The sequence below is a fragment of the Pseudoalteromonas sp. RW-H-Ap-1 genome (assembly GCF_048318575.1).
Taxonomy (GTDB): Bacteria; Pseudomonadota; Gammaproteobacteria; order Enterobacterales; family Alteromonadaceae; genus Pseudoalteromonas.
In genome coordinates this window covers 2,268,745-2,284,996 of sequence record NZ_CP166996.1, presented here as the reverse complement: position 1 = coordinate 2,284,996, position 16,252 = coordinate 2,268,745, and the positions used below count along the sequence as shown (strand labels likewise).

Sequence of the window (16,252 nt, the reverse complement as noted above, 5' to 3'; positions counted from 1 at the left end):
GCATGTTTTTACTCACCTGTAATCTCACGCTTAAACTTGCATCACTGGGAGGTTTAGGTATAGAATGCGCCCAAAATTAGCGACTAATTGGTTCTTATGATCTGGGTTGATTACGCCATTCTTGGCATTATTGCACTCTCTACCATCATCGGTTTAATACGCGGCTTTGTCAAAGAAGCTATGTCATTAGCGGTATGGGCAGGGGCTTTCATCATCTCCAGCTTATTTTATCAATATTTAGCTTCCTTCCTAACATCCATTTCTGAACCCCTTTTAAGAAATGCGGCGGCCATTGCCATATTATTCTTTGCGACGCTATTGTTAGGCGGTTTACTAAACTATATTTTAGGTGAGCTTGTACAGCGAACCGGATTATCTGGCACAGACCGTGTTTTTGGTGTGGTGTTTGGTGCTCTTCGAGGCGTGTTGGTCGTGAGCGCGTTACTCTTCTTTCTTGATGCTTTTACTGGTGCGCCAAATACGCATTGGTGGGGCAACTCCATTTTGATTCCAGAATTTGGCTTTGTAGTTGAATGGTTCTTTTCGTACCTAGAAAACAACTCGAGCTTTTTAAATTCAGTAAACCGTTAATCGGCGAGGATAAATTACATGTGTGGTATCGTTGGAATAGTCGGAACATCGCCAGTTAATCAGGCGATTTATGATGGCTTAACCGTTTTGCAACACCGTGGCCAAGATGCTGCGGGTATCATAACTATTGAGAACAATACATTTAGCTTGCGCAAAGCAAATGGCCTAGTGAAAGATGTATTTCACACTCGTCATATGAAACGTTTGCAAGGCAACATTGGCATTGGCCATGTGCGCTACCCAACGGCGGGCTCTTCAAGCTCGTCAGAGGCTCAGCCGTTTTACGTGAACTCTCCTTTTGGTATAGCACTTGCCCATAATGGTAATTTAACCAATGCAGAGTCGTTAAAAGAGCAGTTATTTTCAGAGGCACGTCGCCATGTTAATACCACCTCTGATTCTGAGATTTTACTTAACATCGTGGCACATGAGCTAAGTAAGTCAGACAAGCTTAAATTAGACCCTGAAGATATTTTTACCGCGGTTACTGAAGTTAACAATAAAGTGACGGGTGGTTATGCCACTATTGCCATGATTATCGGCCATGGTATTGTCGCGTTTCGCGATCCAAATGGTATTCGTCCTCTAGTATTTGGTAAACGTGAATCTGCTGCGGGTACTGAATATATGTTTGCCTCAGAAAGTGTGGCGTTAAAGCCAGATGGTTTTGAGTTTATACGTGACGTTGCCCCAGGCGAAGCAATTTATGTGACGGAAAAAGGCGAGTTTCATTCTTTTGCCTGTGCGGATAAAGTGTCTTACTCACCGTGTATTTTTGAATTTGTTTACTTTGCGCGCCCTGATTCAACCATTGATCGTATGTCGGTTTATGCTGCACGTGTAAATATGGGGACTAAACTAGGCGAGAAAGTAGCACGTGAGTGGGCCGATAAAGACATTGATGTCGTTATTCCTATCCCAGAGACTTCCTGTGATATCGCTTTAGAAATGGCACGCGTGCTTGACTTACCTTACCGCCAAGGCTTTGTTAAAAACCGCTATATTGGCCGTACGTTCATTATGCCAGGCCAAGAGCTACGTAAAAAATCAGTACGTCAAAAACTCAATGCAATTGACCGTGAGTTTAAAGGTAAAAATGTCCTACTTGTTGATGATTCAATTGTACGTGGTACAACCTCAGCACAAATAGTTGAAATGGCACGCGAGTCTGGTGCTAAAAATGTTTACTTTGCGTCAGCTGCACCGGAAATACGCTTTCCAAATGTATACGGTATAGATATGCCATCGGCGGCTGAACTCATTGCACACGGCCGTGAAGTTGAAGATATTAACCAAAGCATTAGCTCTGATGGTTTAATTTTTCAATCATTAAGCGATTTAATTGCAGCAGTTAGCCAAGAAAATCCTGAGATCACGAAGTTTGAAACGTCAGTGTTTGATGGACAATACATTACTGGCGACGTTGATCAAGACTACCTAAATCGTATTGATAAGCTACGCAACGATTCTGCTAAAAGCACCCGCGAAAACGCCATGTCGTCTGGTTTAGAAATACATAACCAAGATGAAAACGAATCTGATTAATAGTGTAGTTACAGTCTAACAGTTATATTAACTGTAAATAAAAAAGGAGCTTAATCGCTCCTTTTTTGTTTTTCAAAAACATAATTTATTATGTAAACATAGGGCTGATTATACCGTTGGTCCATAGCATGGCGGTAAGTGCTAAAATAATAACCAGCAAAATGAGTCCACAGGTGACAACAGAGCTTGCATAAATAAAGCCGCGCTCCTGCGGAATGTGCATTAAAATAGGGACGCCGGTATACAGTAAATAAACTGAGTAAGCGAGCGCCACTAATCCAACACACACCACAAACCATAACTCAGGCCAAAAAGCAGCCAATGCTGACATAAACACCGGTGTAGCGGTATACGCTGCCAGCTCGATAGTTTGTGTAAAGGTCGGTTTAGCACCAAAAGTAACCGCCATCCAATGCGCTAAATAGGCCAGTGCAAATACACCGCCAATTAAAGCAACATACATGGCTGCGCCAATCATCAGTGCGCTTTCATGGGTTAAAAAAACGGGGGTGCCTGTGCCTATACTCCAGCCTAAGTAAACCGATGAGTAGTATCCCATTACTGAGGGGAATAAAGCGATAATTAAAATGTGCGATAAGCTATAGGTTAAGCTTTCGTGACGGTTATCAATTGTTTGCCACTCTTCGAGTGGGTGGGCGTATAAGCCCCATAGGTGATTTAGTATCATTGCGTGCTCTCCATAAAAGGATAAGTTACTGTTTGGTTATAGTTGGTTTGTTTTTTATACAGTCCATTTATTTATGGTTCAGTAACTAAACAAAGTCAAGTTATTCACATGCTTGTAAGAGGCACGTGTGTTTATTTTATTCAGGACATTATTTCGTGTTAAAATACGTAATCGCAATTTTTAGCAATGAGTAGTCAGCGTGCCACATAGTCAGCTTTTAGAGCCAATTAACAACTTTTTATTATGCCGTACCCCTGATGAGTGGGTTGAACAGGCAATTAAAAAAGAAAATTTACCCATCATATTAATTGATCACTTAATTTGTGAGCTAAAAGCGGCGCAAAGTGCGATGTTTTTAATTCGTAAGTATGCGGTAGATAAAGACAGCAGTGATGCACTGCTTGAGTGGCTAAAACCGTTTGAAACGCTTATTTATAAACGTGAGGGAAACTGGCGTGATTTAGCGGCTAAAAATAAACTCACTAAATCTATTATTCCTAAATCTAACTCACCTTATGGACAAGACTTAATTGATAAAATGGTGATGTTAATAAAAGAAGAACTACATCATTTTTATCAGGTGCTGGAAATTATGGATGAATATGGCGTTGAGTATAAAAGCATTACGCCGTGTCGTTACGCCAAAGGCATGTTACGTAATGTTAAAACGTTTGAGCCCAATGCCTTAGTTGATAAACTTATTGTAGGTGCGTACATAGAAGCGCGCTCATGTGAACGTTTTGCTGCGCTTGCCCCGCATGTAGATAAACGCTTAGGTGACTTTTATATTTCATTGTTACGCTCAGAGGCTCGCCATTATCAAGACTACTTAACGCTTGCTCAAGAAATTGCTGATTTTGATATTACCGAGCGGGTAAAAGAATTTGCTGAAATAGAAGCGCAACTAATTACATCGGACGATGAAGACTTTAAATTTCACAGTGGCGTGCCTATTAATGCTTGCCAACAACTCGCATAATTTACACATGAAGCTGCTACCAGTTAAACAGCAAACTGTTGTAGCAGCCACTTTTAATTAAATTCTTTTTAAATTAGACACATCCAATACCCTCTCCTAATATTAGAATAGCTATTTAAATTATTTAACTTATTGCTTTGTAATTCATTTTAATAACAAGGTCATACCTTATTTATTATTGGGTGAGAAGATATGCAAGATAAAGAGGGATTATTTGTATTTGCAGCTGAAGAAGAACAAGCAGATACAGATCTGAAAGCATGGAAGATATTAACCGTTGAGGATGACCTTGATTATCAAAACGCGTTAGTTAACAGCCTAAAAGAATTAAAAGCCAAGGATGGTTATAAATATGAGCTGTTAACAGCAAATACTGTACCTGAGGCTGCTTTGGCGTTGAGCATGCATCCTGATATTGCACTTATTTTTATAGATGTAGTGATGGAAGAGGATGACTCAGGCCTGCGTTTAGTGAATACTATTCGAGAGGTTATAGGTAACGCAGAAATGCGTATTGTGCTGTTAACTGGTCAACCTGGTTTTGCTCCAGAGAGTGATATCATGAAAATGCTCGATATCGATGAATACTGGAATAAATCAGATATTACAGCAGAGAAGCTGCAATCAATTGTTAATAGTAACATTCGTACATGGGAGTATATTTCACAAATTAGGTCAGCTAAGCAAGGTTTACAGTTGGTGCTTGATGCATCTAGAAGTATTAACGGTAAGCATGATATGGCCTCTTTCTCTTATGCAGTGCTTCAAGAAATTAGTAATATTTTAAAAATAACCGAAGGCGGCGGTATTTTTTGTTCGAGTAATACAAGCTCAAGCTCTGAATGCTTAATACTTTCTACCTATGGTTGCTTTAGTGGCACTAAAGGGCAACCTGTTGAACCTAACCTGCCTGCAGAAATGCAGCAAGATTTTAAACAAGCGATTAAACAGCGCTGCCATATTTTTTCAAAGCACCACAGTGTATTTTTTTCGAAACTCCCTTAGCTCAAGACCAAGATATTTCTTATATAACGGTCGTTAAATCAGATAATCCAATTAGTGAGCAAAATGAGTATTTACTAAAGGTATTTAGCGAAAATGTGAGCACGGGATTTGCTAATATTTCATTATTAAATCGCTTAACCGAGCTTGCTTATACCGACGTATCACTTAATTTGCCAAATAGGAACTGGTTAACCCGTGAAATAAAGAACATGAATGCGCATGAGCGTGTAAAAACACGATTAATCATTTTTGACATTTATCAGTTTGATGAAAAAGCCTTCACCTTTGGACATGATTTTTGTAATAAGTTAATAAAACTAGTTCACAAACGTATTGTTGACTCGTTTTCTAAATATGAACCACGCATAGCTCTTATTAGTAGCAAAGCATTGGGTATGCTAATCAACATTGATCTTGACATATCAGCTGCAGTAAATGATTTTCAAAATAAGCAAAAGTTCGAAATCGAACAGGTAAAACAATACATTGATGTGCGTATTTTAGAATTAAAATTAAGTGTAGCTTTAAACCTTCCCCCAGAAAAAGTCATCAGCTTGGCAGAGTCAAGTTTGAACTCTTCGCAGGTAAATCAAGCAAAGTATATTCAGCATACCGAGGAAAAAACAGATCAGATAACTCGTCGATATGAGCTGATGGCTGAGCTCAGAACGGCTATAGGTAATAAAAGCTTAGAGGTGGCGTTACAACCCAAAATCAGCTTATCAACCTTGAAACCAGCAGGTTTTGAAGCGCTTGCTAGATGGCAAAGAGCCGATGGCAGCTTTGTACGCCCCGACGAATTTATAGAATTAGCTGAAACAGCCGGATTAATTAATGAACTAGACCATGTGATTTTTGAGAAAATACTAGGGGCTATTAATCAACTTAAAGAGCAAGGCTGTAACTTACCCGTTGCATTTAATGCGTCCTCTTATGATTTAGTTGAGCCAAGCTACTTTGAACAGATAAAAAATAAAATTGAAGAATACAGTATTTTGCCTTCTATGCTTGAGCTTGAGGTGACCGAAACACAAGCTATTAGTAATTACAGCTTAATTAAAAAGGCGCTTGAGCGGTTTATTTCTTTGGGTATGAAAGTCAGCATTGATGACTTTGGTACAGGGTATTCGTCTTTGGCTCACATTAATGAAATACCGTCTACGTCGATAAAAATAGATCGCTATTTTGTTAGTGACCTTGAGTTTAATGACAATAATCAATACATGATTAAGATGATATTGTCTTTGGCAAAGCAATTTAACTTTTCGGTGATTGCTGAAGGTGTTGAGAATGAGTTTGAGGCCAAGTGGTTGCAGCAACAAGGCTGCGAAACAGCTCAAGGGTATTATTTTTCTAAACCTCTATCTCTAAAAGACCTGTTCGTATGGTTAAAGCAGCATGAAGTGACTGATAATGAATAGTATTAATAGTTTGCCTGTTGGTTCAAAAAAAGTGTGCTAGTTAAATTGCTATTCAGTTTATTCATTACCTTCTTTATTGGTTGGCTTATATACGAACAAATATATCAAGAAAAAATAAACACCATTAAAGCTCAGCAAGATGAAAAGTTAGTACTAATTAGTAGTGATTTCTCCAAAGAGCTCAGCAGCATTAAAAAGCTAACTCGTATTTTGGCTCAAGGCCCAGTTTTAAAAAGCGATGCACAAAACACGCCTTTGCAACAAATGCGAAGCAGAGATGAAATAAATAATTATTTTTTAAATTTTGCGGCTATCTCTACTAACATAGCGCAAATTCGCTGGCTAGATAAGCAAGGGCAAGAGCAATACCGCATTAACGCAGTGAATGGTGTTGGCAAAATTGTATCGCCTGATGGTTTGCAAAATAAGCAAAACCGTTACTACTTTCAAAAAGGGATGCAGGTCAGTGCGCCTGACATTTTTGCCACAGAAATAGATTTAAACATTGAACGCAACAAAATCATAAAGCCTCATCAACCAACAATCCGCGTAACCTATCGTACCAATAAAGAAAATTACTTATTAGATGGCCTATTGGTGATTAACTTTAACTTAGATTATTTATTTAATCAGATCAAAAGCTATAGCCAAAAAAGTACTCATGTCAGCATTTTGAATCATGATGGTTTTTGGTTATTAAATGGTGATACAGATTTAGAGTGGGGGTTTATGTATGGTAAAAATGAGCAAACACTCGCTTTAAAAAAACCGGAGCTTTGGCAGCAAATTATTAATGACAAAGTAGAATATGGTTCGCACTTTTTTGACCATAGTCTTTATACCTACCGCCGTTTTTCTATTTTTTCACTGCGTGAGAACAAAGGCAGAATTAGTGACACCGATAAAGAGTTAATTATTTTAATAAGTAGTCCTGATGAATTACTAATAGCTGGACAGGTGAAAGCCTTACAGTTTGCGTTTTTGTGTAGTGGATTACTGTGTTTAATTAGTTTTGGCTTTATTTATCGTGAGTATAAGTTTCAAAATAAGCTGTTAACCCTCTCGCATAAATTACATATAGAAAAGATAGAACTAGATATAGTGAACCGAGAGCTTGATGCCACCATAAAACAGCAACAACAGCTACAAGAAGGACTAATTGAAGCGCAAAAACTATCCTCATTAGGATTGCTCGTAGCAGGAGTTGCTCATGAAATGAATACACCCATTGGTGGAGCCGTTATTTCTGTTTCTAATGCAGATATGGCATTAGCTAAATTAAATGTGGCGATGAAGGAGGGGCTGACTAAATCAACGCTAGAGGAAACAACAACCAGCATTGGAGAGAACTTAGCGCTGGCCAAAGTTAATTTAAATAAAACCGCAGTATTAGTGAAAAGTTTTAAAAAAATGGCCATTGATCGCCATAATGATGAATTTATTGCATGTGATATTGAAAAAATTATTGAAGAGCTATTATTGTCATTAAACTCCAGATTAAAAAATTCACCGATAAAAGTGAAAACTATTTTCTTGCTTAATAAACAGGTGATTAGTTTGCCGGGGATTATTTCTCAGGTGGTTGAAAACCTTGTAATTAATGCGTTAAATCACGCTTTTGATGAAAAGCAGGCGGGAGTGATAGAAATAAAAGTAGAGCAAGCGACAAATAATAGCGTAAGGCTAAGTGTGTCAGATAATGGTAAAGGGGTTAATAATGAGACTAAAGCAGATATATTTGAGCCTTTTTATACAACCGCACGGGGTAAAGGTAATACGGGTTTAGGTTTATATATGGTGTATCAATGGGTAACACAAGTTTTGAAAGGAGACATCAAACTTCATTCAGAACCACAAAGCGATGCTTATTTTAAAACACAATTTATTATTACCTTGCCTGAGTTAACCGCAAAGTCTCATTACGATTAATTACTAGGAACGTTATAAAGGCGTTGAAATTAATTGTTGTGACTCGGGAGTAACCACTAAATACGAACCTTGAGTATACCAATCGCCCAATACTGTGCGAGTTAGGGTTTGGTTATTAACTTCATAGGTATGTAAATTAGGGCGGTGAGTGTGGCCATGGATCATATTAGCCACGTTATGTTTGGCGAAGGTTGCGAGTACCGCGCTTTGCACCACATCCAGTATTTCTATAGGCTTGTCTGCTTGGCTAAGTTTACTTTTTTCACGCGCATCGCGGGCTATTTTCTTTCGATAACATAAGGGCATAGCAAGCATTAATTTGGGCCACCACCAACCACGACTTTTTTTACGAAACTTTTGATATTCAATATCTTGAGTACACATTTCATCACCATGTAAAATTACCGTGGGTGTGCCGTAAAGGTCGATCACTGTTTGCTCATCGAGTAGAGTCATTCCTGCCATATTGGCGTATTTTTCACGCATGATAAAATCGCGATTACCGTGTACAAAGTAAATGGGGATACCCGAGTTACTAACTGCTTTTAATTGTTTGGCCACTGCTGCGGATAGTTCGCTAACATAATCGTCACCAACCCAGACTTCAAAAAAATCACCTAAAATATATAGGGCGTCTACTTTTTGAGGAACAATATAGGAGTGTAAAAATTTAAAAAATGCCGCTGTAATATCAGGGCGATTTTCACTCAAATGTAAATCGGCAATAAAGTAGGTTTGGCGAGTCATGGTGATTCCAGTTAAATAAAAGCGGGTGAATACCCGCTTTATGTATTCTGTAAAGAGTGAAGGGGGTTTTAGCTTACAGTTACACTTTCAATTACCACATCTTCAAGTGGTACATCTTGGTGAAAACCATTGCTACCTGTAGCAACACCTTTGATTTTATTTACTACGTCCATGCCTTCTACTACTTCAGCAAACACACAGTAACCCCAGCCTTGCGACGTTTCGCTGCTGTGGTTTAAAAAGTCGTTGTTATTCACGTTAATGAAAAATTGCGCTGTTGCTGAGTGTGGATCAGGCGTACGCGCCATTGCTAAAGTACCTACTTTGTTAGATAGGCCGTTGTTAGCTTCATTTTCAATTGGGTCGTTTACTTCTTTTTGCTCCATGCCCGATGCAAAACCACCGCCTTGAACCATAAAACCATCAATTACACGATGAAAAATAGTGCCGTTATAAAAACCTGAGTTTGCATATTCCAAAAAGTTTTTTACTGTATTTGGAGCTTCGCTTTCGTGCATTTTAATGGTGATATCACCAAAATTTGTGTGTAGAACAACCATGAGGTTTCCTATAGCTGGTTTGAATATTGGCGCTATTTTATCGTAGTTGACCCAGATTAACAAAGTGCTTTGATAAACCGCTAGAGCCCATGCTTAGCAAGTGGTAACATAGCTTTTCTGTTAATCGTGAAGGAAAGCAACTAAATGGTACAAATATACAACACACTGACACGCCAAAAAGAACAATTTAAACCTATGGTCGATGGAAAAATAGACATGTATGTGTGTGGTATCACCATTTATGATTACTGTCACATTGGCCATGCACGCACATTTGTGGGTTTTGATGTGATTGTTCGCTATCTTCGTCACTTAGGTTACGATTTAAAGTACGTACGTAATATTACCGATGTAGACGATAAAATTATCAAGCGCGCAAATGAAAACGGTGAAGCCATTAACGACTTAACCGTGCGTATGACTAAAGCCATGCATGAAGACTTTGACAGCTTAAATATGTTGCGTCCTGATGTAGAGCCAACGGTAACGGGTCATATGGATGAAATTATTGCCATGGTTGAGCGTTTGATTGTAAAAGGCCATGCTTATGTTGCAGCCGATGGCGACGTTTTATTTGATGTATCAACCTTTGAGCAATACGGAGCACTTTCACAGCAAGATTTAACCATGCTGCAATCGGGCTCACGTGTGGAAGTAGCACAAGATAAAGACGATCCTCTAGACTTTGTTTTATGGAAAAAAGCTAAAGCAGGGGAGCCATCGTGGTCATCACCTTGGGGAGATGGGCGCCCTGGTTGGCACATAGAATGTTCAGCAATGAGTTCAAAGCACCTAGGTGAGCACTTTGATATTCATGGTGGTGGTTCAGACCTACAGTTTCCGCACCACGAAAACGAAATTGCGCAATCATGCTGTGCTAACAACGGCCAATACGTTAATACTTGGATCCACACCGGTATGGTTCAAGTGAACAAAGAAAAGATGTCTAAATCATTAGATAACTTTTTTACCGTTCGTGAAGTATTAAAGCAATACGATGCTGAGTCGGTTCGTTACTTTTTAATTTCTGGTCATTACCGCAGTCAACTTAATTACTCGCAAGAAAACTTAGACCAAGCACGTTCATCACTTGAGCGTATTTACACGGCATTACGTGGTGTTGAGCCAGTTGAATGTGAGCTTGAGGGTAATGAGTATGTAGCTAAGTTTAGAAAAGCTATGAATGATGACTTTAATTCGCCAGAAGCATTACCGGTTGTGTTTGAAGTTGCTAAAGAGTTAAACCGAGTAAAAGAAAGTGATAGCGAAAAAGCAGGACATTTAGCCTTTATTCTACGCAGCTTAGGTGAAATACTTGGTATTGCTCAACAAGCACCTGAGGCATTTTTACAAGGCGGTCAAAACGACGATGAAGTGGCTGAAATTGAGGCACTGATAGTCAAACGTAATGACGCACGTGCCAGTAAAAATTGGGCTGCAGCAGATGAAGCTCGCGATGCTTTAAATGCACTGGGTGTAATACTTGAAGATTCAGCGGGAAAAACAACGTGGCGTAAAGCTTAGCCACAACACGCGGATCACCAAAAAAAGGGTTGCCATTGGGTAACCCTTTTTTGTTATATCAATTGCATTAAATTGATTATGTTTTTAATAAAATTGATATTGTTGACCTCAATTATGGTTGAGGTTTTAAACTCGCATTCATCAATTTAAAAATGGAAAATTAATGAATATTTTACTTGCCATGATCCCTGCTTTTTTATGGGGCACGACTTATGCAGTGACTAAGTACGCAACCCCAGAGTGGCCGCCAATCTTATTAGGGGCCATACGTGCACTTCCTGCTGGTTTATTATTGTTGTTATTTAAACCCTCTTGGCCAACAGCAAAGCAATGGCCTGGCATCTTTTTAATCGGCACGATTAATATTGCGCTATTTTTTAGTTTTATTTTTGTAATGGCAATTAACCTACCAGCAGCTATTGCTGGTGTGGGTATGGTGTCTGTACCGGTAGTGGCATTATTGTATGCCTGGCTCGTTAAACGACAACAGCCAGCGCTCGTGCAAGGTATTTGTGCGCTTGCTTTAGTGGTTTTGGCATGGCGTTTATTTGATCCACAACATATAGCGCTTAATGTGTTGGGAGTATTGGCACTGATAGGGGCGCTATTAACTATTGTGATAGGCAGTACGTTGGTACAAAAAGTAACTGCTAAAGTCCACTGGTGGACGGTACTCACGTGGCAGCTAATCATTGGTGGCAGTTTGCTAGCAATTGCCGCTATGTTTCAAGTTTTTTATTTTGCTCCACAACAGTATCAATTTTTAACTGCATCAATAAATACCACGCAATGGCTGGCGTTATTGTGGCTGGTGGTACCTAATACTGCTTTGGCTTACATCCTATATGTTTGGTTATTAGGGCGAATGTCAGTGGTTGAATTTACTTTTGGCACTATAGCCAACCCAATTGCCGGTATTTTATGTGCAGGAATATTAATTAACGAGCAGTATGCAAATTGGCAGTACGCGATTATGTTATTAATGATTGTGTTTTCGGTTTTGCCACAAGGCTTGGACTTAATAAAACAAAGAATGATGATACAAAAAGCCCGCAATTAAGCGGGCTTTGCATTACTTTATTTACTAGCTGTGATATTTCTCACACGCTTCTAACGTATTTTCAATTAAGCTAGCAACTGTCATCGGGCCTACGCCGCCAGGTACAGGGGTAATAAAGTCAGCTTTTTGTTCTGCAGCGGCGTATTCAACGTCACCCACTAACTTACCGTTGTCTAAACGGTTAATACCCACATCAATAACAATCGCGCCTTCTTTTATCCAGTCACCCGGAATAAACTCTGGTTTGCCTACAGCAACAACCAATAAGTCAGCACGGCGAACATGGGTTTCTAAATCTTGTGTGAACTTATGACAAACAGTAGTAGTACAGCCAGCTAACAACAGTTCAAGTGACATAGGGCGACCCACAATGTTAGAGGCACCCACTACCACTGCGTGCATGCCTTTGTAACGCACGCCAGTTGAATCTAATAAGGTGATAATACCTTTTGGTGTACATGGGCGAAGGGCTGGCATACGCTGCGCCAAACGACCAATGTTATAAGGGTGAAAGCCATCAACATCTTTATGCGGGGTAATACGCTCAAGAATTTTTTCTGCGTCTAAGCCTGCAGGTAGAGGAAGTTGCACTAAAATACCGTCAACTTCGCCATCAACATTCAATTCATCAATTAATGCTAATAGCGCTTGCTCTGTTGTGTCTGCGGGCAAATCAAATGATTTAGAAATAAAACCAACTTCTTCACAGGCTTTACGTTTTGAACCAACGTAAACTTGGCTGGCTGGGTCTTGTCCAACAAGCACTACAGCTAATCCTGGGGCTCTAAGATTTTGTGCAACACGTTCTGAAACTCGTTCAGCCACTGCGCTACGTACTTGTTTTGCTACTGCTTTACCATCAATGATGTTTGCCGTCATGGGTGACCTTTAATTAGGTTAATTAACTTGATACCGATACATTTAAAAAACGAATGCATATATAGGGGTTAAAATGCCGATAAAGAAAAAAGACCTTTACCTCACTCATTTTTTAATACGGCGACTATTTTCGCAGAAAAGCGGTTGAGCGCCAAGTTGCTTTTAAATTATAAGCCCCCGAATTATAAAAAAGAGTTTAAATTTTATCCCTGTATCGTAATATTTGACCATTATGAACTAAAAATGAGCAATTGATTTGTTTTCTTAAAAAAACGTTTGACCTAACCCGGTCAAATCACTATTATGCACCCCGTTGTCAACGAGGTCACTCGCAGACAATAGTAAGTATCGGCGATTAGCGCAGTTTGGTAGCGCACTTGGTTTGGGTCCAAGGGGTCGCAGGTTCAAATCCTGCATCGCCGACCATTTTTATGTTTACTCATAACAATTTAACTTACTAGTGAACTATGAAGTTTTCGATGCGCCCATAGCTCAGCTGGATAGAGCAACGCCCTTCTAAGGCGTCGGTCGAAGGTTCGAATCCTTCTGGGTGCGCCATTTTGAAAACACTGTAATGCCGTGGTGATTGTAGCTCAGTTGGTAGAGCCCCGGATTGTGATTCCGGTTGTCGTGGGTTCGAGCCCCATCAGTCACCCCAATTTACAAAAAGAATATCGGCGATTAGCGCAGTTTGGTAGCGCACTTGGTTTGGGTCCAAGGGGTCGCAGGTTCAAATCCTGCATCGCCGACCACTTTCTTATAAGTGGTCTTAAATCCTAAGTTTAAGTATTCGAGAAAATATGTATATCGGCGATTAGCGCAGTTTGGTAGCGCACTTGGTTTGGGTCCAAGGGGTCGCAGGTTCAAATCCTGCATCGCCGACCATTTCCCCTTAAGTTCCATATTCTAAACCTCTATTTTATTTAAAATAACTTTGTTTTTTCTGCTCCTATTCATTCTATATAATTTAATTAGCCTGTTTTTTATTCGCTTAGTCGTTATCTGCGCTGATCTACCCCAAATAATTGCCCCCCACACTCGACTATCATGAATATTAGGTTATAATGCCGCGTCTATTTGTTTAAAAATATAGTGCCCTAGGGCAGAGCAGCAATGGTATCTCCTGGTAGCGACGGATTTTTTTAAGCTCTAAGGCTTGAATTTTATCAAGACGCCTATAGATTACTTTGTTTGTAATGAAGGCGAAAAGTCGCCAAAATTGAATATTGAGGTAAATCATGCAAGTTTCTGTTGAGACGACTCAAGGCCTTGAGCGCCGTCTGACCATCACCGTTCCTGCAGAGAACGTTGAGACCGAAGTAAAAAAACGCTTACAACAACTGTCAAAAACGCAGCGTATCGACGGTTTCCGTGCTGGTAAAGTACCAGTATCAGTAATCAACAAGCGTTTCGGACCAGCTGTTCGTCAAGAAGTTGCTGGCGAAGTAATGCAGCGTAATTACATTGAAGCAATTGTTGCTGAAAAAATTAACCCTGCTGGCGCACCTACATTTGCTCCAAAAGCACTTGAAGCAGGTAAAGATTTAGAATTCTCAGCAACATTTGAAGTTTACCCTGAAGTTGAAGTTCAAGGTTTAGAGAAAATTGCTGTTGAAAAACCAGCTGTAGAAGTAACTGACGAAGATTTAGCAAACATGCTAGAAACACTTCGTAAGCAACACGCTTCTTGGGCTGACGTTGATGCAGCTGCTGGCGCAAACGACCGTGTAACGGTTGATTTCGTTGGTACTATCGATGGTGAAGAATTCGAAGGCGGCAAAGCTGAAGATTTCCCATTAGAACTTGGCCAAGGTCGTATGATCCCAGGTTTTGAAGACAACATCGTTGGCAAAAAAGCAGGCGAAGAAGTTGTTGCTGACGTAAACTTCCCTGAAGATTACCACGCTGAAAACTTAAAAGGTAAAGCGGCTCAATTCACTATCACAGTGAAGAAAGTTGAAGCGCAAGAATTACCTGAATTAAGTGATGAGTTTGCAACTAAATTCGGTGTTGCCGAAGGCGGCGTAGACGCGCTTAAAGAAGAAGTTAAAAAGAACATGACACGTGAGCTAGACCAAGCGGTTAAAGCTAACGTAAAAGACCAAGCTATCAAAGGTCTTTTAGAGCAAAACGAAGTTGAAGTGCCTAAAGCATTAATCGACCAAGAAGTTGACGCTTTACGTGAGCAAGCTGCTCAACGTTTTGGTGGCAACGGTCAAAATATGCCTGAGCTTCCTGCTGAATTGTTCCATGAGCAAGCAGTTACACGAGTTAAAACTGGCCTATTATTAGGCGAAGTGATCAAAGCGAACGACATCAAAGTTGATGACGCTAAAGTTGAAGCACTTATCGCTACTGTAGCATCTGCATACGAAGATCCAACTGAAGTAGTAGAATACTACAAAGCAAATGATCAACTAATGCAACAAATGCGTAATGTAGCAATGGAAGAGCAAGCTGTTGAAGCTATTTTAGCTAAAGCAACTGTGACTGATGTTGAAAAAGCATTTGATGACATCATGAATCCACAGCAAGGTGCATAATAAGTCATTGACTTAAGCGCTCGCTAACGATTAAATGGCTCGTGTTACTCTGTTTATGCAGTGTGCCCGGGCCATTTTAGTTTGTGGTTCTTAATTAGCTAAAAATGATCATTATGCTTTTCTTAGAATAAGTATAAGCGCATAAGGAATTAAATAAGTATGAACACTGGTATGACAGATCCCCTAAACGCATTAGTCCCAATGGTTGTTGAGCAAACAGCTAAAGGCGAGCGCTCATTTGATATTTATTCAAGACTATTAAAAGAGCGTATTATCTTTTTAACGGGCCAAGTTGAAGACAACATGGCAAATCTGATTTTAGCGCAAATGCTTTTTTTAGAATCAGAGAACCCAGATAAAGATATCTTCTTATATATCAATTCACCGGGTGGCTCGGTCACTGCGGGAATGGCTATTTACGATACAATGAATTTCATCAAACCTGATGTAAGTACTATTTGTGTGGGCCAAGCGGCTAGCATGGGTGCGTTTTTACTATCTGGTGGTGCCAAAGGTAAACGTTTTTGTTTACCAAATTCACGTGTAATGATTCACCAACCATTAGGTGGATTCCAAGGTCAAGCATCTGATTTTGAAATACACGCGAAAGAAATCCTGTCTATTAAAGACAAATTAAATCGCTTAATGGCTGAGCATACTGGCCAACCGCTTGATGTTGTTTCACGCGATACAGACCGTGATAACTTTATGAGTGCAAGCCAAGCTGTAGATTACGGTATTGTTGACTCAGTATTTACTAATCGCGGTAGCAAGTAAGTAT

Annotated in this window: 12 protein-coding genes, 5 tRNA genes and 1 pseudogene; 14 read left to right on the top strand and 4 right to left on the bottom strand. The window is 39.7% G+C overall.

Features of this window, described 5'->3' with window-relative positions; genetic code table 11:
* The first annotated feature begins 96 nt into the window (after positions 1–96).
* Positions 97–591 carry a CvpA family protein gene (locus tag AB8618_RS10905; protein WP_008468348.1) on the top strand — a complete coding sequence of 165 codons (495 nt, stop codon included), beginning with the start codon at positions 97–99 and terminating at the stop codon, positions 589–591.
* 18 nt (positions 592–609) lie between these two features.
* Positions 610–2,136 (top strand): amidophosphoribosyltransferase, encoded by a 1,527-nt coding sequence (gene purF, locus AB8618_RS10900; protein ID WP_413402697.1) that lies wholly within the window; start codon positions 610–612, stop codon positions 2,134–2,136.
* 88 nt (positions 2,137–2,224) lie between these two features.
* On the opposite strand, the gene AB8618_RS10895 is transcribed toward purF, so the two are convergent.
* Complete coding sequence (locus AB8618_RS10895; protein WP_413402695.1) at positions 2,225–2,824, bottom strand: Yip1 family protein; 600 nt, start codon at positions 2,822–2,824, stop codon at positions 2,225–2,227.
* A 199-nt stretch (positions 2,825–3,023) separates the two neighbouring features.
* Between AB8618_RS10895 and miaE the strand changes: the two genes are divergently transcribed.
* The 3 genes and pseudogenes from miaE to AB8618_RS10880 all read left to right on the top strand — a co-directional run bounded on the left by miaE (position 3,024) and on the right by AB8618_RS10880 (position 8,158).
* A complete protein-coding gene (miaE, locus tag AB8618_RS10890) occupies positions 3,024–3,803 on the top strand; it encodes a tRNA isopentenyl-2-thiomethyl-A-37 hydroxylase MiaE (protein ID WP_413402693.1) in 780 nt (259 codons plus the stop codon).
* A gap of 192 nt (positions 3,804–3,995) precedes the next feature.
* Positions 3,996–6,229 (top strand): annotated as a pseudogene (locus AB8618_RS10885) (EAL domain-containing protein).
* 33 nt (positions 6,230–6,262) lie between these two features.
* On the top strand, positions 6,263–8,158 hold the full coding sequence (locus AB8618_RS10880; RefSeq protein WP_409423544.1) for an ATP-binding protein: 1,896 nt from the start codon (positions 6,263–6,265) through the stop codon (positions 8,156–8,158).
* A 12-nt stretch (positions 8,159–8,170) separates the two neighbouring features.
* On the opposite strand, the gene AB8618_RS10875 is transcribed toward AB8618_RS10880, so the two are convergent.
* Positions 8,171–8,905, bottom strand: a complete 735-nt coding sequence (locus AB8618_RS10875; RefSeq protein WP_413402687.1) for a UDP-2,3-diacylglucosamine diphosphatase — start codon at positions 8,903–8,905, stop codon at positions 8,171–8,173.
* 68 nt (positions 8,906–8,973) lie between these two features.
* Positions 8,974–9,465 (bottom strand): peptidylprolyl isomerase, encoded by a 492-nt coding sequence (locus AB8618_RS10870; protein WP_008111051.1) that lies wholly within the window; start codon positions 9,463–9,465, stop codon positions 8,974–8,976.
* A gap of 144 nt (positions 9,466–9,609) precedes the next feature.
* On the opposite strand from AB8618_RS10870, the gene cysS reads away from it, so the two are divergent.
* Both cysS and AB8618_RS10860 read left to right on the top strand, forming a co-directional pair.
* The gene (gene cysS, locus AB8618_RS10865; protein WP_413402685.1) at positions 9,610–10,989 is read left to right on the top strand and encodes a cysteine--tRNA ligase; all 1,380 of its coding nucleotides are present in this window, start codon (positions 9,610–9,612) and stop codon (positions 10,987–10,989) included.
* Positions 10,990–11,152: 163 nt separating this feature from the next.
* On the top strand, positions 11,153–12,049 hold the full coding sequence (locus AB8618_RS10860; protein WP_409423540.1) for an EamA family transporter: 897 nt from the start codon (positions 11,153–11,155) through the stop codon (positions 12,047–12,049).
* A gap of 24 nt (positions 12,050–12,073) precedes the next feature.
* Here AB8618_RS10860 and folD read toward each other — a convergent pair whose 3' ends face one another.
* Positions 12,074–12,928 (bottom strand): bifunctional methylenetetrahydrofolate dehydrogenase/methenyltetrahydrofolate cyclohydrolase FolD, encoded by an 855-nt coding sequence (gene folD, locus AB8618_RS10855; RefSeq protein ID WP_138605400.1) that lies wholly within the window; start codon positions 12,926–12,928, stop codon positions 12,074–12,076.
* Between the two features lie 349 nt (positions 12,929–13,277).
* On the opposite strand from folD, the gene AB8618_RS10850 reads away from it, so the two are divergent.
* The 7 genes from AB8618_RS10850 (at position 13,278) to clpP (ending at position 16,248) form a co-directional block, all read left to right on the top strand.
* Positions 13,278–13,354 (top strand) — tRNA-Pro (locus tag AB8618_RS10850).
* 55 nt (positions 13,355–13,409) lie between these two features.
* Positions 13,410–13,486 (top strand) — tRNA-Arg (locus AB8618_RS10845).
* Positions 13,487–13,510: 24 nt separating this feature from the next.
* A tRNA-His gene (locus tag AB8618_RS10840) sits at positions 13,511–13,586 on the top strand.
* Between the two features lie 17 nt (positions 13,587–13,603).
* Positions 13,604–13,680, top strand: a tRNA-Pro gene (locus tag AB8618_RS10835).
* Between the two features lie 56 nt (positions 13,681–13,736).
* Positions 13,737–13,813: transfer RNA gene (locus AB8618_RS10830), tRNA-Pro, on the top strand.
* Between the two features lie 353 nt (positions 13,814–14,166).
* Positions 14,167–15,471 (top strand): trigger factor, encoded by a 1,305-nt coding sequence (tig, locus tag AB8618_RS10825; RefSeq protein ID WP_138605062.1) that lies wholly within the window; start codon positions 14,167–14,169, stop codon positions 15,469–15,471.
* A 159-nt stretch (positions 15,472–15,630) separates the two neighbouring features.
* A complete protein-coding gene (clpP, locus tag AB8618_RS10820; protein ID WP_008111041.1) occupies positions 15,631–16,248 on the top strand; it encodes an ATP-dependent Clp endopeptidase proteolytic subunit ClpP in 618 nt (205 codons plus the stop codon).
* Positions 16,249–16,252: the final 4 nt, after the last annotated feature.

What these genes read in the sequence shown, in the direction of transcription:
- AB8618_RS10875 (WP_413402687.1), bottom strand. Translation starts at nt 8,905, where the DNA reads ATGACTCGCCAAACCTACTTTATTGCCGATTTACATTTGAGTGAAAAT.
- purF (WP_413402697.1), top strand. Translation starts at nt 610, where the DNA reads ATGTGTGGTATCGTTGGAATAGTCGGAACATCGCCAGTTAATCAGGCG.
- AB8618_RS10895 (WP_413402695.1), bottom strand. Translation starts at nt 2,824, where the DNA reads ATGATACTAAATCACCTATGGGGCTTATACGCCCACCCACTCGAAGAG.
- cysS (WP_413402685.1), top strand. Translation starts at nt 9,610, where the DNA reads ATGGTACAAATATACAACACACTGACACGCCAAAAAGAACAATTTAAA.
- tig (WP_138605062.1), top strand. Translation starts at nt 14,167, where the DNA reads ATGCAAGTTTCTGTTGAGACGACTCAAGGCCTTGAGCGCCGTCTGACC.
- clpP (WP_008111041.1), top strand. Translation starts at nt 15,631, where the DNA reads ATGAACACTGGTATGACAGATCCCCTAAACGCATTAGTCCCAATGGTT.
- AB8618_RS10905 (WP_008468348.1), top strand. Translation starts at nt 97, where the DNA reads ATGATCTGGGTTGATTACGCCATTCTTGGCATTATTGCACTCTCTACC.
- AB8618_RS10870 (WP_008111051.1), bottom strand. Translation starts at nt 9,465, where the DNA reads ATGGTTGTTCTACACACAAATTTTGGTGATATCACCATTAAAATGCAC.
- folD (WP_138605400.1), bottom strand. Translation starts at nt 12,928, where the DNA reads ATGACGGCAAACATCATTGATGGTAAAGCAGTAGCAAAACAAGTACGT.
- AB8618_RS10860 (WP_409423540.1), top strand. Translation starts at nt 11,153, where the DNA reads ATGAATATTTTACTTGCCATGATCCCTGCTTTTTTATGGGGCACGACT.